Here is a 21,457-nt window from a genome sequence, read left to right on the forward strand (position 1 = left end):
AGGTGAAGCTTGAAACGCAAGCTTCACCTCGAGAGCATTAGTTTTTCACAAGATCTTCATTGGGACGAGCGGAAGTGGTACGGTTAAAACCACGATCACGACCATAATCACGGCCTTCATTGCGATTGCTGCTGCCGCGGTTGTCGCGACCTTCGCGTGAGGAGTAATCACGGCTTCCACCGCCGCTGCTGCCACTGCGTGGAGATCTCGAACCGCCACTACTGGAACCAGAAGAACGATCATAAGGTCTGCCACTGCCACCGCTGCGAGCGCCTGCGGCTGTACCGTAGCTGCCAGTCGGTCTGCGTCCGGAGCTGCGTACATCTTGTCTTCTCTTTTTGGCACGTAATGGCTCTTCAGGAGTCAATTCAATATTGACTTCTTTCTTGTCGCCAGTTAACAATTTCAGTGCTGCAGCCAACAGGTGAACGGAATCATGCTGCTCCAGCAATTGAATGGCCAAGCCTTTATATTCATTATGATCGTCTTTTTCCAACAGATCCAAAATACGCTCAGCTGTCATTTTTTGCTTGCCTTCGATAGCTTCAGCAATACTTGGCATTGGCTTCTTGGCGATTTTTTGACGAGTCAGCTTTTCGATAAAATTCAGGTGATCGATTTCTCTTGGTGTAACGAAGGTGTAAGCTGCCCCTTCTTTACCTGCACGACCTGTACGACCAATACGGTGAACATAGCTTTCAGGATCTTGCGGCAAATCGAAGTTGATTACATGAGTAACACCGGAAACGTCCAGACCACGGGCTGCAACGTCGGTAGCTACCAATACATCAATACTTCCGTCACGGAATTTACGCATTACGTTATCGCGCTGATTTTGTGACAAGTCACCGTGCAGGCCTTCTGCTGTATAGCCGCGTTTTTGCAAACCTTCAGCCAATTCATCAACCCGGCGTTTTGTACGTCCAAATATAATAGCCAGTTCTGGTGAGTCCATGTCAATCAAACGACACAAGGTATCGAATTTTTGTCTTTCCTGCAATTCAATATACGATTGATCGATCAAAGGTGCGCTCATTTGCTTAGGAATTACAGATACATGCTCTGGATTACGCAAAAATTGTTGCGCCAATCTTTGGATATTGGTTGGCATTGTTGCCGAGAACAGCATCGTTTGACGTTCCGTTGGTACCAGCTTCAGGATGGACTGAATGTCCTCCATGAAACCCATGTCCAGCATTTCATCTGCTTCGTCAAGGATAACTGTTTGTACATCATCAAGCTTGATTGTTTTTCTGTTGATATGATCAAGCAACCGTCCTGGTGTACCGATAATAATTTGCGGTCTTTTTTTCAAAGCACGAATTTGCTTCACAATATCTTGACCGCCATAGATAGGCAAAGAGCGAATGCCCTTGAATCTGCCAAGCTTTTCGATTTCTTCTGCAACCTGTATGGCCAGTTCACGAGTCGGGCACATAATCAAAGCGACGATTCTGTCTTCTTTAACGTCGATTTTGTTTACTAATGGAATACCGAATGCTGCCGTTTTCCCTGTTCCGGTTTGCGCTTGGCCAATTAAATCGCGATTTTCCATTGCGATAGGCATAGCTTTTTCCTGAATCGGTGTCGATTCCTCAAAGCCCATCTCTGTAATGGCACGCAATACCGTTGGGTCCAAGCCGAATTCACTAAAATTTTTCAAATGTTTTCATTCTCCTTTTAGGGTGTTGTGTTTGTATATACCCTTAAGTGCGACTCCTATATCCTTTTTTGTATCTATAAAATGCGTCCGAAGCATTCGTAATTACATACGCAAGGCCGTACTTAAGAATATCTTTAGTATTGTACCATAAACTCTAAAAATATTCCAGAAATTTCAGATGACTTTGAATAATAACAGTACGTTTGAAACCTGCACTACCTCTTAATCGTATAAATTAGTTATAATGTTAGTTAAGTCGTTATTTATTTCAAGGTTGTATAAAGGAGAAGTTGCCCATGTCGATTTGGAAAAGAATCGGCTCTATTCTGAAGAGCCAAAAGGAACAGCCCCCTGTGCAGGCTTCCAATCCGATGGAGGACACCGTGGTGGGTGACATTGTGAATGTTGACCTTGAGGAGTATATTGTATCTGGTAAACAGACTTATTTTGACCGTGGCTTCCCGCCCCATCGAATAGCTTATTATTTGCAAAATGGTAATAGAATTTCCTGCTTGCTGGTCGAGAAAGGCCGCACGTATGAATGCTTTATTTGCGAATTTGTTGAAGGGGCGCTCGATAGTCCGCATGATGTTCCAACCTCTTTGGAAGTTAATGGAGGTATTACTTACACTCTGGAAAGCCAGGCAAGCGATCTGGTTCGAATAGAGGGGAACACTGATTTCCGCGGCAGTGAAGAGGTCATGCTATGGAGATACTTCGGGCCGGACGGACAATACTTCTTCCTGCAATGGCAGGATGGTAAATTTATTGCGATGGAAGGCACCAAAACACCGGCAGGACAAATCAAATTTATGAAAGGCAGCCGCTAGCAGGCGGTACAATACGGTACTTACCACCGTATGGAGGAGTGATGCTTTTTGAATAAAAGACGGGTCTCGTGGTTAGCTATCGTTCTCGTTTTTTCACTTATATTTCCTTTGCTTGTAGGTTGCAGTGATGCGGGCAACTTTGTAAAAGATAATTATTCGCTTGTTGATGTTCAGGGACAAGGAAAAACCACAGCCAAGGTTTATGCTGTAGAAGGCAAGGACGTTCCTACCGTATCCAAAGAAATTGCAGCTAATGAAAAACCTAAGGAAATGAGCAAGGAATCATTAGATCAAATGTTCCTTGTTTATAATAGCAGGATTATTAATGTACAAAAGGATCCTGACAAAGAAAATAATACATTAGTTGAAATCGACAGCATTGAATATGCCAAAGCCAACTATGACTCATCCTTTCTTCAAGGGTACCTGGCAGCTTCGGTGCTGCAATCATTGCTTGGAAGCAGCTGGCTTAATGGTGACCGGTCAGGTTCTGATTACAAGGGTTACCGAAACACCCAGCGTTATGATGATTATGGCAAATATCAGCAGCCGGCAGCCAAGCCGCAGGCACCAGCCAAATCGATACCGACGCCGACAACGTCAGATCGCAAAGGAAGCTTTGGCACTACTCCTGCAGCACCGGCTCCATCTTCCGGCAATAGCTCGAACAGCAGCTCAAAGCCGGCAGCGCCTGAAACGGGGAAGCCGGCAGCACCCTCTGTATCCGATGGTAAGGGCAGCTTTACAAGCCCATCATCTTCATCGAAGCCATCTGGATCAACATCAACCAAGCCGTCAACATCACCAAGCAGCAGCAGCTCATCCAGCAATATCAGGAAAAACGACGGGTCAACTTCGACCAATAAATCACCAAGCAGCTCGAAGCCCAGTACGAATACACGCTCGGGATCTTTTAAAAAGAAGTAATTTAACCATTTCTATTTAGTCTCCTTGTGCTATAATGAAAGAGTAATCTCATTCATATCTTCAGCTTTACCTTTGTTCATCGTAAGTCAAACCTGATCTTCTCAAATAAGACGAGGAAGGGTGTTGCTTGTGGAAACAGTGAAGTTATCGACGATCGTGATGAGATTGACTCCCGAGTTGTATCCTTTCCTGACAAGATCCGAGCTCGAATTTGAGATTGTACTTAGGAATGGGATTGAAGCGTTGGAAGCGGGAGATGCTATGGAAATCATTCAACACAGTATTTCGGAACAACAAAAAGACGCCTTTCTCCATTAAGGAGGGCGTCTTTATTTGGGATCATAATTAAAGTGCATGTTCAAAAAGTCGACATTTCAGCACCGAGAAGGTTGCAAGAAGGTGAAGAAGGAGGAGCGGAGTTTAGGCAATATCTAAATGAGCACCGCAATTCGAGCCTGAATGCAAGATTCGATGCCGAGTAAGCATCCTGCGTGACTTCGTGATCAAATGGTGACTTTTTGAGCTACCTTTGAAATTGTTATGGTTTCGTAATAAATGATTGCTATGTTATAATAAAAACATGTTATGATAGGTTTGTTAAACAAAATCGGAGGTGTATTACGTGGGAGCTTTATCTCCATGGCATATCATATTAATCGCTCTTGTTGCACTGCTGCTATTCGGACCCAATAAATTGCCTGAACTTGGTCGCGGATTTGGTAAAATGTTTCGCGAATTCAAAGAGGCAACTTCTGGAAACGGGTCTTCCTCATCAGATGAAACGACACCAACCCCTAAAAAAGAGCTGCATGAAGTTACCCAGGATTCCAGCAATCAGCATACAAAATAATTTAGAAAAAAACTTCGTTGAAGGTTCAACGAAGTCGTATACGACCGGCTGATTCGAGGAATCAGTTGGTTTTTTTTGCTTTCAGGGCAACAACGTGAGTCCCGAGGAACAGCACTGCAGCTAATGCCGTCATACAAGCACCCAGTACATACATCCACTGTCCACCCCACAAATCCTTGATGTAACCACCTACGAAACCTCCCGTAATACCTGCCAATCCTAAAAAAACCGCTGAAAAAAGTGCTAAACCTGTGGATCGCATCTCTTCCGGTACTAATCGAACTGCATACTGCAGGGCTACGATCCAAAAAACCGCGAAAGTAAAGGAGTGCATCAGCTGCATAAGCATCAAAGCCGTTGGATCTGTAACCCAGCCGTACAGCAGCCAGCGTATCGTATACAGTATGGATACCACGCCAAGGAGAGCCATTTCGTGAAAACGATTCATATATCTGCTTAACAGGGCAAATGCGGGTATCTCACCGATAGCGGCTATAGCCCATCCCCAGCCAGCCATCGAGTCGCTTCCCCCCAAATCCTTCAAATAAAGCACAAATAGTCCATCATTCATCCGGTGAGGAACCATCAATATGAAAATCAGCAGCAAAAACCAAAGAAAGGGGCGATTATTAACGATGCTGCCGATTTCTTTTAACGAAATTTTTTTGCCGCTTGTTTTATCATCTTTTAAAAACAGCAGCAAAATCAACGGCAATATCCAGAAACACCAATAAAGCCAGGCCATATGCTGCACCCCACCCAGGAGATCAAGAATAAAACCCGATATCACTGCCGCCGCTGTAAAGCCTATGGACCCCCACAGTCTCACGGACCCATACGATTTCCCGCTACGGGCAGCCCCCTTGATTGTCATACTGTCGAGCAGCGGTACGGCTGACAACATGAAGAAATAAAGCAGCAGCATAAAAACAAACGCCCAAATATAAGCGTCCGTCTGAAAAATTCCTACACTGGAAGCAACCGTCAAGGCCCATAACCCGAAAATAATAAATTTGAGTGTATTGTAGCGGTCACTTAAATAACCCCACAGCGGCTGTGCGAATATGGCTACGAAAGGACCGACCATCATCAGCAATCCGATTTGTGATGAAGAATAACCTTTTAAGCCAAAATAAAGAGGGAGAAAAGGCATCAGGACAGCTGAAGTTGCATAATACGTTAAGTTCAAGCCGCGCAGTGTCCAAATTTGTTTATTCATAACACCTGTCCTTTGGGTAATAGTCACTGTATAAGAAAATTCAACAAAATTCGTTATTTTTCCCTATGATGCACCAAGCTTCTCTATTATAATAGAAAATATCATTCTGGCAAGGAGAGATTAGTCAATCATGGAATTATTGCTAGCTTCATTATTAATGATGATGAGTCAAACCGGTGCAGATCATCCTGATGTAAGCTTTGATCAGCTCGTACAGGCATCACTCGATTCGAAAAATGCGGTCGTACAGCAAGCTTCTCCACAAACAGCAGCAAATGGAAGCACAACAGCTGACCGTTTGCGTCCTGTGAACAAGGTAGACCCGCAAAAGGATGCCCCTAAGGTGAAAGGTGTATATGTGACGGCTCATAGCGCAGCAGGTGCGCGGATGAACACACTTCTGAAGCTGATGGATGACACCGAGTTGAACTCGATGGTTATAGATATTAAAGACGATTGGGGATATATTACTTATCCAACAGGAAATCCTGAGCTTGAAGCTATGGAATCCACTCAAAAAATTATAGCTGATATGCCAAAGCTCATGAGCACTCTACAAGAACATCAAATCTATCCAATTGCTAGAATCGTAGTATTCAAGGATACGGTGTTAGCCAAAAAAAGACCTGAGCTTTCATTTGTAAATCCGGATGGTACCTTATGGAGCAATGGTAAGGAAAGCTTTGTTAACCCGTATAGCAAAGAAGTCTGGGATTATAATATTAACATTGCCAAAGAAGCGGCTAAAGCTGGGTTTAAAGAAATTCAATTTGATTATGTGCGCTTCCCTGAAGGCTTCGAAAAACGTGCTGACATCTTAAAGTATGATAAGGATGAGCGTTCAAGAATCGATGCTGTATCCGAATTCGTCAAATATGCCAGAGAACAGCTAACTCCTCTCGGCGTCAGAGTATCCGTTGATATTTTTGGCTACGCAGCAGCCGTTCCTGCCGCGGAAGGGATCGGTCAGGATTTTGAAAAAATCTCGGAAAATGTAGACGTCATAAGCCCGATGATTTATCCAAGTCATTACAGTACCGGGTGGTACGGCTCCAATGTGCCGGATGCCGCACCTTATCAAACGATTAACGGAGCCATGAAGGATACGACCAAGAAATTGGAGCCGATCCAAGCACTCAATTTAAAGCCGATTGTCCGACCGTGGATTCAGGATTTCACAGCGTCGTGGGTTAAAGGTTATGTGAAATACGGCAAGCATGAGCTGGATGAGCAAATTCGAGCGTTAAAGGACAACGGCGTGGAAGAATATTTATTATGGAACGCGGTTAATACGTATACGGCGGACGTCAACTACGGAGGGGGATGACCCTCCCAAACCCTCCCTGATAGGGAGGGCCCCAAAGGGCGCTGCCCTCTGGACTCCCATGGGTGGGGCGCGGACTTTAGTGTTCTCGGGGCGCTTATCGTCCCTGCGGGACACGCTTGGGCTTGTGTGCGATGGCTGGAGTTCGGGTTTTGGTGTTCTCGGGGCGCTTTGGCCCCTTAGGGACAAGCTTGATTTTGAGTGTGATGGCTGGAGTTCGGGTTGAAAGGTATACAAAATAAGGCCTTGCTGACGCAAGGCCTTATTTTCATTCATAGACGTAGTTAAGGTGGATTATATTTTTATAAAATTATAAGTTCGGAATTTGCCAATCAATCTCTGTCTGACCTATACTTCGCAGAAATTCGTTGGTTTGCGAATATGGTTTACTCCCATAAAAGCCTCTGTGTACGGACAAAGGACTTGGATGTACAGAACGCAGTATGCAATGACGCTCATTAGTAATGAGCTGAGTCTTTTGCTGGGCGTTGCTGCCCCACAGAATAAATACCAGCGGCTGCTCACGCTCGTTAAGCTTGCGTATAATTTGGTCTGTGAAGCGTTCCCAGCCTTTGCCTTTATGCGAATTGGCTTCGCCTTCCCGCACTGTCAATACTGTGTTAAGCAGCAATACCCCCTGCTCGGCCCAAGGCACCAAATATCCATTGTTCGGTATCGTGCAGCCAAGATCGTCACGCAGCTCTTTAAGCATATTTTGCAGTGATGGCGGCTGTCTCACGCCCGGTTTCACCGAGAAGCTTAGCCCATGTGCCTGTCCAGGTCCATGGTAAGGGTCCTGACCGAGAATAACCACCTTGGCTTTCGCATAAGGCGTATAGTGCAGCGCATTAAAAATATCATGCATATTCGGATAAATCGTTCGTGTGCTATACTCCAGCTTCAAAAATTGACGAAGCTCCAGATAATACGGTTGTTCAAATTCAATTGCAAGCTGCTCGGCCCAGTCATTGCTTAATATTGTCATTAGCTGATTTCACCCCAAGCTTGAGTTATTGCTTGATCGAACTGAACGTCTCGACCATTTTCACAAAATATTGCAGCGTATGTAAAACACGTTCACGCGTTTTCTGATTAGCCGGCTCACCCTCAGGCGTAAAGCTTCGGTTCTCTCCACCAATCGAAATCCATTCCGGGCAGTTGATGCCATGTACATTACGAACGATCGTCTGCAGCTGCTGCAAGGAGCTCACGCCTACCGGACCACCTGTCGAACTGACCGATAGCACCACTTTCCCGTCAAATTGGGCAAACCCCGTATAATCCAACGCATTTTTTAACACACCTGATGGGGCACCATGGTATTCAGGTGTTGCCAAAATAATGCCGTCCGCTTCATTCAGACCATTTTTGAAAATGGCAAGATTCGCATCATCGCATTCGACATCAGGTGAATAGAGCGGTAAAGGCAGGCTGTACAAATCCAGAAATATAACCTGACATCCTTTATCCTCCAACACTTGTTTCAAATGGCGGCATAGCAGTGTAGTTGTTGCCTGTTTACGATTACTCCCAGAAACGATAGCAATTTTTGTCATGTTATGATATCTCCCTTGATCATGCAGTTTTCATACATTTTAGTATACTCAAATAACGAGGTCAATCTTTGTCTGCTGATTTGCTTTTGCTAATAGGCTCAAAACTTGCATGTCATTTCGATTTGTCGTTACAATAGCAGAATATCTACTTAAAGGAGATGAAGCTCCATGCTGGCAATTGGACAACAAGCACCGTCTTTTAACGCTGAGAGCACACAAGGTCCGTTGCACCTGAGCGATTATTTGGGCAAACAGCCTGTTGTGCTGATTTTTTACCCTAAGGATGAGACTCCGATTTGCACCAAACAATTATGTGCTGTTCGCGATTCCAAAACCGAGTATGCGAAGTACAATGCATTGGTAGTGGGAGTAAACCCAGGTTCACTAGCTGATCACAAACAATTTTCTCAAAAGTTTCGATATGATTTTCCGTTAATTAGCGATCAGGGAGACCAGGTGCGTCATTTGTATGATGTCGGTAAAATGTTTCTCCTTGGCCAGCAGCGCTGTGTTTTCGTAATCGACAAGGATGGAATCATTGTGTATGCCAAAAAGGGAAATCGGCCGACAGCGGAAATTTTGGATGCACTGAAGCTGCAGCAAACCAAATAGATAGCTCAGATTGACATATTGGTTCGGCAAACAAACAGGCAGTCCTCTTCTTTGAAGGGAACTGCCTGTTTAACGTTTAGATTATTGGGACAGGCGCTTAGCCAGCTCGTACAGCTCCATATTGAACTGTTTTTTGGTATTAACGACTTTTTCGATATCGGTAATGGTAAGCTCGCCCTTGATAATTCCACAGCCTTTGCCGGACTCACCCTCGATTAACATTCTTACCGCAAAATCTCCAAGACTACTAGCTAGGACACGGTCGTTATGCGTAGGTGCTCCCCCCCGTTGGATATGGCCAAGTACGGTTACTCGCGGTTCAATCGAATCTTTACGTCTGGAAATTTCATTAGCAATATCTTCGCCTTTACATACACCTTCGGCAACAATAATGATACTGTGGCGTTTGCCCAATTTGAAGTTCGTTTCCATCCGATCCGAAATTTCATCCAAATCAAATGGAACCTCCGGTACAAGAATCGTTTCTGCACCGCTCGCCAGACCTGCATACAAGGCAATATCTCCACAATAACGTCCCATAACCTCGACTATCGAGGAACGTTCATGAGAGCTCATCGTATCACGCAGCTTGTTAATCGCATCGACTACGATGCTGACGGCTGTATCGAATCCGATCGTATAGTCGGTAAATGGAATATCATTATCAATCGTTCCTGGAAGGCCCATTGTTTTAATTCCGAGCTTGCTCAGCTTATTCGCGCCTTGATAAGAGCCATCGCCGCCAATGACAACAAGACCGTCAATTCCTCTTCTCCTCAGGTTGTCGGCACCCAATTGCTGACCTTCAGGTGTTATAAATTCTTTACATCGAGCCGTCTGCAGTATCGTTCCGCCACGTTGAATGATATCTCCCACGCTTCTAAGATCCATTTGACGAATATCATCATTAATCAAGCCGGCATAACCCCGTTGGACGGCATATACCTCCAAGCCATGATAAAGCCCGCTGCGCACGACCGCACGGACCGCTGCATTCATACCTTGTGAATCTCCACCGCTTGTAAGCACTGCTATTTTTTTGACTGTCATGTATGGTTTCCTCCCTAGGAAATGAACAATTAGTATCTTTTACGAACCAGTATGCTGTTTGCAAAGAAGAAGAGCCTCGTCAAAGGACTTCCCTTCATTAATTTTCGCGATATTGCCTTCACCTGTCTCTGTTTACTAACCTTCGGATCTGACAAATAGAGCGCGAGCAATCCTTCTATAATCATCTGATGAAAAGTCGGGTTGATCAGCCTCTTGGCTCTCAATCTGGCTTCAATAACAAACGCTGCTATACGTTCCACGGTTTGCTCCATATCCGCATAATAGCTGCAAAAATTGAGATCGCCTCCGAGCTGATCCTCCTGTTGGTCAATCAAATAATCAAGTAAAATGTGTAGGCCGCAAATATAAGGAAAATAGACTTCCTGGATAATATCAATAGACCGGACCGTCAAGGTTGACTCCGAAGCTGCCACAAACATCATAAACACACCTAAAGTAGAGCCAGTTGCCGCAGCAAACTCATTCCAGCTAATGTCCTTATGGCTGCTCTTATACTGCTCCCACCAATCCGCCAGCGCCTGCTCCCTGAGATCCTGCCGAATATGCTTGTACACCTGTAAATCACAATACAGTCCAACCCATTTCAGCACCGAATCCGTGACCAGCGCATAGGAGGGCAGCATGCGAATACTAGCCTGGCATGTTTTGACAAGCTCATTTAAATAACCGCCATCTTCCTGTTCCGTTCGATATGCATAATAGTCATGGAGTGGCTGAGCTGGATTAATAGCATCAAGCATCGATTGATGGAGCCTGCGAAAATCCTGAGGGTCCAGCGAGGTGCTTCGATCACACAAATTATCCAGATAGTCACTGATCGTCTGAAACGCAATAATCAACGGAATTAATACATGACGCATAGGCATATTGGCAGTCGCATATACCGCTCCGCCTTGACAATGAAATTGTTTGCTTGTCAAGCTGTCAAGTGCCTGCTTCTTTAACTCCTGGTCTGGCATAGCCTCCGCCTTGTTCCGCCAATACTGAAGCTGTTCCTGAACCTCGGGAAGCACATAGCGATACATACGCAGCATCAGTTGCATGGGATGGCGTGGAGCGAGCAGCGTGCGGCCAGCTTCAAAAATCAAAAGCTGTTCCTCCACTCTTATCATAGCAATATTGCAGCAGGAGCTTGATTTCAATCCATTGCACATACTGCAAAAGCTGTTCAGCCTTATCATCCCTTACAACCGTTACCTGCTGCTGAACCAGATCGACGAAGCCGTAAGGGTCCCATGACGAGTTCGATACGAGTTTGTCCAAACGCCCTTTCAAATTGTCGCTGCTTATGGATTCATACTCAGCATGGGATTGACGGTAAACCTCTTTCACTTGTTGAAGCAGCAGAGTAAATACAGGGTGGTCTCCTACCTGACGAAACCAATATTTCGAGTTGCTGTAGTCGCCCTCCATCCGATGCATGATCCCATGCCAATAGCTCCCTGTGGAATTGTGAATATCCTGCGAGAGCGTGTGTGACTTGTCCAAGCTTTCATTCAACAAATGCAAACCCGACTGAACGGCATGTACGTAAGTTAATTGATCCGTGTTCGTGCCTTCCTTCGACAGCTTCGCAATTTTGATATCCAGCAGATCATCCCACTCCTCCGTAGGATAGAGCGATGGCCGATGTTCTTTTAACACGAGCCATAATCTACTTACTCCTTCTGTCCACGACAAAACATTTCCACCTTCCTTAACTTGATTCCAGTCGAAACCCATACCCTACATTATAATATAAAGAATCGGCAATGCCCACCATAAATAAACCGAATCGACAAAATGAATCCCCATGACCTGCCTTAGTGATGCGCAGCTGAGGGTGCAACGTCCTGATTGACTCTAAACCAAAGGTTTAATTCATTAATCGTACCCGCTAATTCGGCTATTTCGGAGTTAAGCTGACATGACAGCTTAAAGTTATCCTCAACATTCAGATGATTTTGCTTCTTAATGATGATTTGCTCCAGCTTTTTTATATGATCAGGTATCGTACCGCGAATTTCTTCCCATCGCAGTAAAATAATCGAACGTTCTTCTTCCGAATAGTCTTCCCAATCGTTATCAAAGTGTGGCAGCGGGATGCCGAGACGTTCATCGGTTACGAAGCTCCAAGCCATACGGCACAGCACCTTTCCATGCAATAGAGATGTTTTGTATGTACACTAATGTACCATGAACCCCTTTCCTTCTGCCAGAGGCAATAGACAAATTTTCGCATTGAGTTCTCGTAAAGTGTGCTATACTGGGAGGAATGATTTTGAGAATGGGTTCAAGTAGGAGATCCTTATATGAGTAACGATCCAGAAACTAAAGTTTCCTTTCGACAGCTATTATCTTTTTTTATCCCGCTTGGTATTTCAGCCAGTTTGATAACAATCTCTCATTTGATTATTAACAGTACACTGGCAAGGTCCGCACATCCTGAAATTATTATCGCCAGCTATGCACTGCCCTTTAGTATTTTGGCGATTACCGAGCGACCTGCAATTCTGCTAAGACAAACCTGCTCTGCTCTCGTCAGGGATCGTGTCTCGTTCAGGGCCGTATCCATTGTAAGCCTATATATTTTCTCCAGTATCCTGCTCATGGGCGCTCTCATCTCCTATACGCCTATTGGCAAATGGGTTTTTTTCTATTTGTTCGGCGTTGATGACGACATGCTTGGACCGATGATTGATGTGTACCGGGTACTGATGTTTGTGAGTATTTTTTCCGGGCTGCGCTGTTTATTTCAAGGTGTCATTATATTTAACATGCGTACAAAATGGCTGACCATAGGCATGATCGTTCGCCTGCTCGTGATGTATCTGGTTTCTTTATATTTCATTAAAACCAATGGCGTAACCAGCGGGCAGGTTGGTGCGATTATTTTCTTGTCCGGTATGATGGTTGAAGCGCTGATGAGCTTCCTGGAGGGACGCGTGCTTTTGAAAAAAATTCCCGAGAAAGCGCCTGAGCATACGATTGAGCGTCCGGGTCAAATTTTTCAATTTTACAAGCCCTTGCTCTATTCTTCCATCATAGCCGTCATTATTGGCCCGGCGATTAATTCGTTTATGGGGAAAACGTCAGACTTTCAGCTATCTGTCGCATCATTTACGATCGCAGCGGGTTTGACTCAGCTTGTACAAAGCTTTTTCTCCTATATTCACCAGATTGTGTTGAACTTCTATAACAAGGATGCCAAGGCTGTCCTTCGATTTACGATTGTGCTGTCCTGCATACCCGTTCTCCTGCTGACGATCTTGTGCTATACGCCTATTGGCATGTGGTTTATGGAGCACGTTATGGGGGTAAATGAACGATTGATGCATGCAAGCTTAAATACATTGAAGATGTTTATGATTATGGTACTGGTTTTTCCTTGGCTCGATTATGGTAATGGCCTGATCATGCTGCGTGGTGAAACGAAGGTCATGGTATGGTCGCAATCGGCAAATGTGCTCATTACGCTAATCACATTGACCTTGTGTATTGCGTTAAGTCCAGGAATGAACGGAATGATCGGGGCCTTTGCCCAGTCGCTCGGCATGGTAGCCGAGGCTGTTGTCGTAGGGCTTGTACTGAGAAATATACGCAAATCGGGAGACCGCTCTCCCTTCCATATGAAACTTAATTCGAGAAACGAGTGATAGGTTTGAACAACGCTTTACCGCAACAGCAGCCGAGGTATGCCATCCTGCGAGGCTTCAGCTTTTCTACTTACATGACCATGGCAGTCATCGTCTCTTACTTTCCTTTGTACTTCAAATCCATGGGTTATTCCACCGTGCAGATCGGTTTGCTGTATTCAATTGGACCGATGATCGGTATTTTTTCCAATTTGTTCTGGGGCTTGATTAGCGACAAATACCGAACAGTTAAGAAGATATTAATCGTCGTTCTGATCGGTCAGTGGATGATGGCGCTATGTGTATTTCAAAGTACTCAATTCGGCGTGCTGCTCATGCTCATGGCCGTTTTTTTCTTTTTCCAGTCCCCGATCAATTCGCTATCTGACAGCTTGACGCTATTGACGATTCAGGGCTCTACCAAAAGCTTCGCTTCCTTTCGGGTATGGGGCTCTATCGGTTTTGCTGCAGCTTCTCTGGCATTCGGTATGGTGTTGAAGCAATATGGTGCTGATCTGACGATTTATTTGTGCTTGGGGACCATTGGCTTGTCATTGATCATATCGACAGGTCTGACAGACGGTCGAAGAACATCGCATAAAAAGCTCATAATAGCCGACTTGGCCAAGGTCATTCGCTCCAATGGTTTCCTGATGTTCATGCTTATTGTGCTGATCGCCTCAGTGGCCCACCGCTTTAACGATGGGTTTCTGGCATTGTTTCTGCAGCAATTGGGCGCGGATCAGACCATTATCGGCTGGTCCTGGCTGGTATCGGCGTTAAGCGAGGTTCCTATATTTTTTCTGCTCAGCAAATACGGGCATCGCTACAAGGAGCTGCCATTGCTCGTTGTTAGCTCCTTTGTTTATGCAATTCGTTTCCTGTTCATGAGTCAGGTGGAAAACCCGTTGTGGGTCATCGCGATTCAGGCTATGCACAGTATTTCCTTCGGCATCTTCCTGTTCACCGTTATCCGCTATATTCAGGGTATGATTCCTGATGAATATCGGGCAACCGGACAAGCCCTGTTCGCGGTGACCTGGTCGGGCCTTGCCGGCTTATTCAGCGGTGCCTTGGGCGGCTGGTTGTTCCGTGATTGGGGACCACATGTCATGTATGGAGTAGGCGCTTGCCTGTCAGCCGTAGCGATGGTGAGCTTTTTCGTGCTGCATTTACGATCCCGGGATGTCGAATAACCCTGTTTTTTTCTAAAAATCTACAATTTCTGCAACACAATGGCCGCTTCGTTCGTCTTACTATCGTACATACAAAGTTGATAGTAACAGAATTGGCTTCCTGCGGAAGCTTAGTCCATGCTTACGAAGTAGTTTTGCTACGCAAACTCTAAGCTTAGGCTTACGAAGTTAGCTTCCTGCGAAAGCTCAGTCCATGCTTACGAAGTAGTTTTGCTTAGCAAAACTCTAAGCTTAGGCTTACGAAGTTAGCTTCCTGCGGAAGCTTTTAGGAGGAATCACGTGCTTGCAGTAGAAAATCTGTCTCACCGTTTCAATAATGGCACTGAAGAAACGTCAGTGCTCAACGATATTCATTTTGTCATAGATAAAGGCGAAATAGTCGCACTGCTTGGCAGCTCGGGCTCCGGTAAGTCTACCCTGCTCAATCTGATGGCGGGGCTTATGAAGCCTACCCAGGGAAGCATCCTCATTAATGGCCATCCTATCGAGAAAATGTCGGAAAATCAGCTCGCCGAGTTCCGTAGAACGCAAATCGGCTTTATTTTCCAATCCTATGAGCTTATCCCCCATCTCACTGTTCGCGAGAATGTAGAGCTGCCCTTGATATTTCAAGGTATCAAAGCCAAAATCCGCAAGGAAAAAGCAATCGCTTTATTAACAAAGGTAGGCTTGGAAGAAAAAGGCGATATGTTTCCCTCCCAGCTATCAGGCGGACAGCAGCAGCGAGTCAGTATTGCACGGTCGCTGATCACCTCCCCCGCCATCGTTTTTGCAGATGAACCGACCGGTAATCTCGATACGAAAACCGAAAAGGAAATTATCGATCTGCTGATCGAATTAAATGCAACCTTGTCCATCACCTTTGTCATTGTGACTCACGAGCTGGAAGTGGCCAGACGCACACAAAGAGTGATTCAGCTGCGTGATGGCTTTTTGGTTGAAGGGGAGCCATGGGTCGGTGAAGACGAATGAATATATTTGATTATTTGCGACTCGCCTGGGACCAGCTGAAACGACGTGTCGTCGTTACGGCGTTATGTACGATGGGAATCGCAATCGGATCGGCCTCTATTATCGTTGCGCTGTCGTTTGGCGAATCCATTAACCATTACAGCCGTGTGCAGATGAGCCAGTTTATGAAGACAGACGAAATCACTATACATAGCGGAAACCCGCCATCAAGTACAAGCAGCAGAGATCCGAATGAAACCAAGGCCTATGAGATAACCAAGTCCAAAATTGATATTATGCGAACCTTTCCTAATGTCAAAGCCATTGCGACTTACCAAACACTGAATTCGATGCAGTTTGAGGTTGATCACAAATCCGGTTACATCAACAACCTGTTTGCTACAGAGCTGGATACATTGAGCGACTTCGGCTTTGAATTTCAGCAGGGCGGCCCAACGGATCAAGAAAATACGATTATTCTGAGCTATGGCGCGACGATGGGACTTTTTGATGAACAGCTCTCACGCTCCAATCAGCAGGCCTACCGCAATGACTCAGATTATGATGGAGGCAGTTCCGCAAGAAATATCCAAACGCGTCTGATCGCTTACCCTTTATATCAAAAACAGGTCATATTGAAGCCTAATCTCTATGGTCCAAATGGAATAACGTCCACTAATATACAATTTCCGCTACGCGTAATCGGGATATTAAAGAAACCGGAAGGTATGTCTGACCAGGCTGCCAGTAATATGAAAACGGCTTTCATTTCTCCGTCCTTAGGGAAGAAATTACAGGAAGCGATCACGAATGCTACTAATACCAATGGTAATGGTAGCAATCAGGAACAACAGCCAGTACCTGAGTTCAACGAAGTCAAAATTAAAGTAACGGATAGTACCCATGTGAAGAATATCGAGGATGGGGTCAAGAAGCTGAAGCTCTCTTCCCAAACCAACCTTCATTATGAAGAGCAAATGCAGGGACAGTTAGTTATTTTACGGTTTATATTTGGCGGCGTCGGCTTATTTATCCTGTTCGTGGCCTCCATATCTATTATTGTTGCCATGACCATGTCCACCCACCAGCGACGCAGACAGATCGGGATCATGAAGGTGCTCGGAGCCAACCTCAGTCAGATTCGGAATATGTTTATTGCAGAATCCGCGATGCTCGGGCTGCTGGGAGGCGCCTGCGGCATTTTATTATCGTATTGGGTCATATGGGGCATTAATCTGGCTGTCATTCAATTTTCCCCTTCCCAGTCAGGCAGCGATCTGGAAATTTTATTTATCAGCACGTGGATTTTACCTGTCGGTTTATTTTTTGCCGTCATGACCGGAGTGCTCTCAGGCATTTATCCGGCTATCAAAGCATCCCGAACCGATGCCTTAACCGCAATCAAACGAGACTAGGAGAATCTGAGCATGAAAAAGAAAACATGGCTGCTCGCAGCAGCCGGAGTATTCATAGTAGGGATAACCGTTGCGTTGTATGTATTAAGCCACACTCCCAAGCAGGCTCAGCAAAATGGATTAAAAAGTATGTCCAGCCTTACCTTTAAAGTGACACGTGAGGATTTGGTCAGCTCCGTAGAAGTCAAAGGGAAATCATCTTATCAAAAGGAAACCTATGTCAATGCGCCCTTTTCAGCCGATGTGAAGGTGTGGAAAGTAAACGAGGGCATGCAGGTATCCAAAGGCGACCTGTTGTTTCAGCTGGACGATTCCTTGCTAAGTGATGAAATCGCACAGATCGAATCCAATCAAAAGAAAACCGAGATGGATATCCGTTTAAGTCAATTTCAACAGGAAAACCTGAATGGAGTGGACCTTCAAACTGCTGGCATATCGGAAACGGAAGCAAAGCAAAAATATGCGCAAACTCAGAGCAGAAAAATGCAGGAGGACATCCATCGGCTGAATCTGGAGCATATGCAAACGCAATTAGCTCAAAAACAGGAAAAGCGCAAAGCTGCACAATTTACTTCTCCCGAGAATGGCATCTTTTTGTTCGAAAGCACCAAGGAGCCACAGTCACTAAAAGAAAATGAACGTGTCGGCAAAATCGTTGACCTCACCAAGCTGCAGCTAATCTGTCTCGTCGGCGAATATGATCTTTTTCGCATTAAAGTAGGCATGCCAGCAGAAATCAAGGTCGATGCTCTAAGAAATACCGTGCTGCAGGGTAAGGTCGAGAAGCTTTCCAAATTTGCAAAAAGCAGCACCTCCAATTCAAGCAGCACCGCAGCCGCACAATTCGAGGTTGTCATTTCCCTGGAGCCCCATGATCAATTAATAGCCGATCTCAGCCTGACGGCAACCATACATGCCGATAAAAAGCCCAATACCTTGTTAGTCCATACGCTTGCTGTCCAACGCGACAAGGATAAGTATTATGTGATGAAGGATAATGGACAAGGCGCAGCTGTTCGGCAAGACATCACGATCGGCCTGGAAACACCGGAGAAGACAGAAATTCTGAGCGGGTTGAATGAAGGAGATACCGTCGTACTGGAGTAACCTTTAGATACAACCATGCTTGCCATTCTTCCTGGTTGTCTTCCAGCATGAAAACCGTTATAATCATCGGTAGATCTTAGTACCAAGTCATAATACATGCAGGAAAGCTTAAGGGGATGAACCAATCATGCAATATGAAGATTTCAAAACAATACTCATGGAACGAAGAAGCATTCGCCGCTTTACAGAGCAGGATGTCTCTATTCAGGATATCAAGGAATTGATCGACTGCGCGCGTTATGCCCCAAGCGATACAAATTCGCAAACATGGCAATTCATTGCCGTTGTCAATCGCGAAAAAATTAAAGAAATTGAACAAATGACCTGGGACCAGCTGCATAAAAAGGCGGCAGAGGCCGAGACGCGCGGATTGAGCCGCGAAGCCCGTATGCTGGTAAAGTCATTCGGTCCTTACGCTACCGCATTCGCTGATGCACCTGTGTTGATCATCTGTTTGGCAACACCGTATGCATCCAAATTTCGTGATAAAATCTTCGATCCCATCCAGCTTGTCCCTGACTCCGTATGGGATGAGGAAGGTATTAAAAGCAGCTGTCTAGCTGCACAAAATTTGATGCTGGCTGCTCACGCGCGTGGTTTGGCCACCTGTCCGATGACAGGCCCGGTCCTGCTTGCTGCCGAGCAGATGCGTACTTATCTGGACATCCCTGCGGAGTGCCAGATCAATATGGTCATTTCCTTGGGCCATCCGGTCGATCGACCAGGATTGATGGCGCGTAAGGAAGTTGACGATATTTTAAGAATTGTCGACTAGATCGGGATAACAAATCAGCAGTCAGTGAAATTAAGCATATATAAAAAGGATGTACAGAGCAGCTCCTGAGTTGAGCTTGTCCGTACATCCTTTTTGCTTAACAATTGTGCTTATGTGATGTGCAGCTGTTATCCAGCCTGGGAATCCTATCAGGTTTAACCGATGCGGGACATTTCATCCTCTTCGATTTCGTAGTTGGAGTACACATCCTGTACATCATCCAGATCATCGAACGAATCCATCATTTTGATCAGCTTCTCAGCATTTTCGCCTTCAACCTTGATCGTATTTTGCGGTGTCCAGCTTACCGAAGCCTCGGTGAATGCCAGCCCTTGCTTTTCCAGCTCGGTTTTCACCTTTTCAAACTCATGTGGATGTGTTATGATCTCGAAGCTTTCTTCCTCGGTCCTCACATCTTCAGCTCCAGCTTCCAATGCTTGCATCAACAGCTCATCCTCATCCAGCGGATGCTCCTCGCGGTCAATGGTAAGCAGCCCCTTCTCGTCAAACATATACGATACACAACCGGACTCTCCCATATTACCGCCGCGTTTGTTGAAAACCGCACGAACATCAGAAGCAGTCCGATTACGATTGTCTGTCAGGCATTTAACCATAATAGCGACCCCGCCGGGTCCGTAGCCTTCGTACATGATGACTTCATACTCCACGTTGTCGCCATCGCCTGTCGCCTTCTTGATGGCACGCTCGATGTTGTCCTTGGGCATATCGATCCGTCGTGCGCTCTCAATGGCTACCTTCAAAGCAAAATTGCTATCAGGATTCGGACCACCTGCACGAGCTGCCACGAAAATTTCCCGTCCTAATCGAACAAACTGATTATTTTTCGCTTGGTCTGCTTTACCTTTGCGATCTTTAAATAACTTAAATTTCATAATATAGCGCTCCCTATGGAAAAAGTATCAAAGGTATCTTACCATTTTGCAAGGGTACGGGTCAAAGAAAATGATAAAAACAGCTGGAGAAAACCGAAGTTTTCAGCAGCTGTTTGAGGTTTACTAGCTATCGAGAAAAGCCTGATTCTTATAATTTAACGACGTTAGCTGCTTGAGGACCACGGTTACCTTGAGTGATTTCGAACTCAACGGATTGGCCTTCATCAAGTGTTTTAAAGCCTTCGCCTTGAATTGCGGAAAAATGAACAAATACGTCTTCGCCGCCATCAACCTGAAGGAATCCGTAACCCTTTTCTGCGTTAAACCATTTAACTGTACCTGTCATCAAAAACTACCTCCTAGAAATATCGCCATTCGAGAGCGAATAGGATAATTATAGCATCGTAAATGGCATAAATCAATCTGTAAAGTAGCTTCCTGCGCCTCTATACAGCTTATTTCGTTATGCATAACAGCTCTGAGGAGCCGGGGATAAACGGAAGCTCAGACGGTACAAGCTCAGTGAGGAAGCCTTGTTTTTCAAGCGCTGCCCTTAACTGCTCCAAGTGCGGGTATACATCCCATTGCAGCGAACGAAGCGGATAAATCCGGACCTGCCCGCCTGCACGGCATACTCGCAGCAGTTCTTCAACAGCACTGAGATGGAATTCATAATCAAACTGTTCGTGATAGAGAAATAAAAAATGGCTGCACAGCACAAATGAAAATGTTTCATCATCAAAAGGCAGCTGCGGGAGACGGGCCGAGTAATAACGCCCTGTTCCTTCCTGCAAGCGGTAATCCTCAATGAATTTCTGAAGAGATTGCTCCCTCTGTTTCCTATGATTGTTCAGACTGCCGTAATAAGTCCAGTCAAAGGAGCTTTCCAAACGTGACAGCTTCTCGGTCGAGGCTGAAATTTCCTGTGTTCCATGCCCGTAGATCGATTCGGGGTTCATATCATACAGCGGGTCTACCGCCTGCGCCCGTATGCCCCTTGCACACGCCTCTGCAACGAAGGATGACGCACCTCCAGCAACATCCAGCACAGGACCATCCTGCAGGGATAATTGCCTGAGCACAAACATGCTCTCATACTCCGCAAACGATCTGCATGTCATGGCAACACCGATTTGTTCATACCTCTGATTACTCATTTCTCATCTCTCCTCAGCTATACTGTGCTTGGCTTGGCTTCAAGGCCACAGCCCGCCTATGCGAGCTTAATGGAGATTTTAACACACCTATTTCATACAAACAATACCATTTTATTTATCTGTAGAGCTTTACGGAAATTGCCTCTTACAGTGGCATATTGCTCAGTAATCATTTAAAATGAAGGAATAATTGAAATTATGTGAGCAATGATATACACTAAAGCAACAAAAAAGATTTGAAGTGAGGGAAAAGATTTGTCTAATCACGGATTTAAGAAACACACGATATACAAA

At 45.3% G+C, this 21,457-nt stretch carries 23 protein-coding genes; 12 read left to right on the plus strand and 11 right to left on the minus strand.

What is annotated here, in order from left to right:
• Positions 1–37: 37 nt before the first annotated feature.
• Positions 38–1,663: a degradosome RNA helicase CshA gene (gene cshA, locus LRL21_RS27890; RefSeq protein WP_240419047.1), complete on the minus strand. Its 1,626-nt coding sequence runs from the start codon at positions 1,661–1,663 to the stop codon at positions 38–40.
• Between the two features lie 296 nt (positions 1,664–1,959).
• On the opposite strand from cshA, the gene LRL21_RS27895 reads away from it, so the two are divergent.
• The 4 genes from LRL21_RS27895 (at position 1,960) to tatA (ending at position 4,270) form a co-directional block, all read left to right on the plus strand.
• On the plus strand, positions 1,960–2,493 hold the full coding sequence (locus LRL21_RS27895; RefSeq protein ID WP_240419048.1) for a DUF4178 domain-containing protein: 534 nt from the start codon (positions 1,960–1,962) through the stop codon (positions 2,491–2,493).
• A gap of 48 nt (positions 2,494–2,541) precedes the next feature.
• Entirely contained in the window at positions 2,542–3,420 is an 879-nt protein-coding gene (locus LRL21_RS27900; protein WP_240419049.1) for a DUF4247 domain-containing protein, read from the plus strand.
• 123 nt (positions 3,421–3,543) lie between these two features.
• Positions 3,544–3,738 (plus strand): hypothetical protein, encoded by a 195-nt coding sequence (locus LRL21_RS27905; RefSeq protein WP_076229199.1) that lies wholly within the window; start codon positions 3,544–3,546, stop codon positions 3,736–3,738.
• A gap of 304 nt (positions 3,739–4,042) precedes the next feature.
• Positions 4,043–4,270, plus strand: a complete 228-nt coding sequence (gene tatA, locus LRL21_RS27910) for a twin-arginine translocase TatA/TatE family subunit (protein WP_240419050.1) — start codon at positions 4,043–4,045, stop codon at positions 4,268–4,270.
• 61 nt (positions 4,271–4,331) lie between these two features.
• Here the strand turns inward: tatA and LRL21_RS27915 are convergent, their stop codons facing one another.
• Positions 4,332–5,489, minus strand: a complete 1,158-nt coding sequence (locus LRL21_RS27915) for an MFS transporter (RefSeq protein WP_240419051.1) — start codon at positions 5,487–5,489, stop codon at positions 4,332–4,334.
• 130 nt (positions 5,490–5,619) lie between these two features.
• Here LRL21_RS27915 and LRL21_RS27920 point away from each other — a divergent pair, with 130 nt between their 5' ends.
• A complete protein-coding gene (locus LRL21_RS27920) occupies positions 5,620–6,816 on the plus strand; it encodes a putative glycoside hydrolase (RefSeq protein WP_240419052.1) in 1,197 nt (398 codons plus the stop codon).
• 307 nt (positions 6,817–7,123) lie between these two features.
• Here LRL21_RS27920 and LRL21_RS27925 read toward each other — a convergent pair whose 3' ends face one another.
• Positions 7,124–7,798, minus strand: coding sequence for a uracil-DNA glycosylase (locus LRL21_RS27925; RefSeq protein ID WP_240419053.1), 675 nt, complete (start codon positions 7,796–7,798; stop codon positions 7,124–7,126).
• Between the two features lie 25 nt (positions 7,799–7,823).
• The gene (locus LRL21_RS27930; RefSeq protein ID WP_240419054.1) at positions 7,824–8,369 is read right to left on the minus strand and encodes an NADPH-dependent FMN reductase; all 546 of its coding nucleotides are present in this window, start codon (positions 8,367–8,369) and stop codon (positions 7,824–7,826) included.
• 168 nt (positions 8,370–8,537) lie between these two features.
• Between LRL21_RS27930 and LRL21_RS27935 the strand changes: the two genes are divergently transcribed.
• On the plus strand, positions 8,538–8,981 hold the full coding sequence (locus LRL21_RS27935) for a peroxiredoxin (protein ID WP_240419055.1): 444 nt from the start codon (positions 8,538–8,540) through the stop codon (positions 8,979–8,981).
• Positions 8,982–9,062: 81 nt separating this feature from the next.
• Here LRL21_RS27935 and pfkA read toward each other — a convergent pair whose 3' ends face one another.
• The 4 genes from pfkA to LRL21_RS27955 form a co-directional block, all read right to left on the minus strand.
• A complete protein-coding gene (gene pfkA, locus LRL21_RS27940; protein ID WP_240419056.1) occupies positions 9,063–10,031 on the minus strand; it encodes a 6-phosphofructokinase in 969 nt (322 codons plus the stop codon).
• Between the two features lie 29 nt (positions 10,032–10,060).
• Positions 10,061–11,086 carry a tetraprenyl-beta-curcumene synthase family protein gene (locus tag LRL21_RS27945; protein WP_240419174.1) on the minus strand — a complete coding sequence of 342 codons (1,026 nt, stop codon included), beginning with the start codon at positions 11,084–11,086 and terminating at the stop codon, positions 10,061–10,063.
• Between the two features lie 43 nt (positions 11,087–11,129).
• Positions 11,130–11,732 carry a hypothetical protein gene (locus LRL21_RS27950; RefSeq protein ID WP_240419057.1) on the minus strand — a complete coding sequence of 201 codons (603 nt, stop codon included), beginning with the start codon at positions 11,730–11,732 and terminating at the stop codon, positions 11,130–11,132.
• Positions 11,733–11,854: 122 nt separating this feature from the next.
• Positions 11,855–12,172, minus strand: coding sequence for a hypothetical protein (locus LRL21_RS27955; RefSeq protein ID WP_240419058.1), 318 nt, complete (start codon positions 12,170–12,172; stop codon positions 11,855–11,857).
• Positions 12,173–12,343: 171 nt separating this feature from the next.
• Between LRL21_RS27955 and LRL21_RS27960 the strand changes: the two genes are divergently transcribed.
• From LRL21_RS27960 to LRL21_RS27985, 6 genes are all read left to right on the plus strand, one after another.
• Complete coding sequence (locus LRL21_RS27960) at positions 12,344–13,687, plus strand: multi antimicrobial extrusion protein MatE (protein ID WP_240419059.1); 1,344 nt, start codon at positions 12,344–12,346, stop codon at positions 13,685–13,687.
• A gap of 5 nt (positions 13,688–13,692) precedes the next feature.
• A complete protein-coding gene (locus LRL21_RS27965; protein WP_240419060.1) occupies positions 13,693–14,862 on the plus strand; it encodes an MFS transporter in 1,170 nt (389 codons plus the stop codon).
• 279 nt (positions 14,863–15,141) lie between these two features.
• Complete coding sequence (locus LRL21_RS27970) at positions 15,142–15,834, plus strand: ABC transporter ATP-binding protein (protein ID WP_240419061.1); 693 nt, start codon at positions 15,142–15,144, stop codon at positions 15,832–15,834.
• Entirely contained in the window at positions 15,831–17,228 is a 1,398-nt protein-coding gene (locus LRL21_RS27975) for an ABC transporter permease (RefSeq protein WP_240419062.1), read from the plus strand. The genes LRL21_RS27970 and LRL21_RS27975 overlap by 4 nt, the downstream gene beginning before the upstream one ends.
• 12 nt (positions 17,229–17,240) lie before the next feature.
• The gene (locus LRL21_RS27980) at positions 17,241–18,335 is read left to right on the plus strand and encodes an efflux RND transporter periplasmic adaptor subunit (protein ID WP_240419063.1); all 1,095 of its coding nucleotides are present in this window, start codon (positions 17,241–17,243) and stop codon (positions 18,333–18,335) included.
• Between the two features lie 127 nt (positions 18,336–18,462).
• Complete coding sequence (locus LRL21_RS27985) at positions 18,463–19,110, plus strand: nitroreductase family protein (RefSeq protein ID WP_240419064.1); 648 nt, start codon at positions 18,463–18,465, stop codon at positions 19,108–19,110.
• Between the two features lie 155 nt (positions 19,111–19,265).
• On the opposite strand, the gene LRL21_RS27990 is transcribed toward LRL21_RS27985, so the two are convergent.
• The 3 genes from LRL21_RS27990 to LRL21_RS28000 form a co-directional block, all read right to left on the minus strand.
• Positions 19,266–20,006, minus strand: a complete 741-nt coding sequence (locus LRL21_RS27990; RefSeq protein WP_240419065.1) for a YebC/PmpR family DNA-binding transcriptional regulator — start codon at positions 20,004–20,006, stop codon at positions 19,266–19,268.
• Positions 20,007–20,154: 148 nt separating this feature from the next.
• Complete coding sequence (locus LRL21_RS27995) at positions 20,155–20,352, minus strand: cold shock domain-containing protein (RefSeq protein WP_076229182.1); 198 nt, start codon at positions 20,350–20,352, stop codon at positions 20,155–20,157.
• Positions 20,353–20,461: 109 nt separating this feature from the next.
• Complete coding sequence (locus LRL21_RS28000; RefSeq protein ID WP_240419066.1) at positions 20,462–21,163, minus strand: class I SAM-dependent methyltransferase; 702 nt, start codon at positions 21,161–21,163, stop codon at positions 20,462–20,464.
• Positions 21,164–21,457 lie beyond the last annotated feature (294 nt).

It is taken from the genome of Paenibacillus periandrae (assembly GCF_022458865.1).
Lineage (GTDB): Bacteria > Bacillota > Bacilli > Paenibacillales > NBRC-103111 > Paenibacillus_S > Paenibacillus_S periandrae.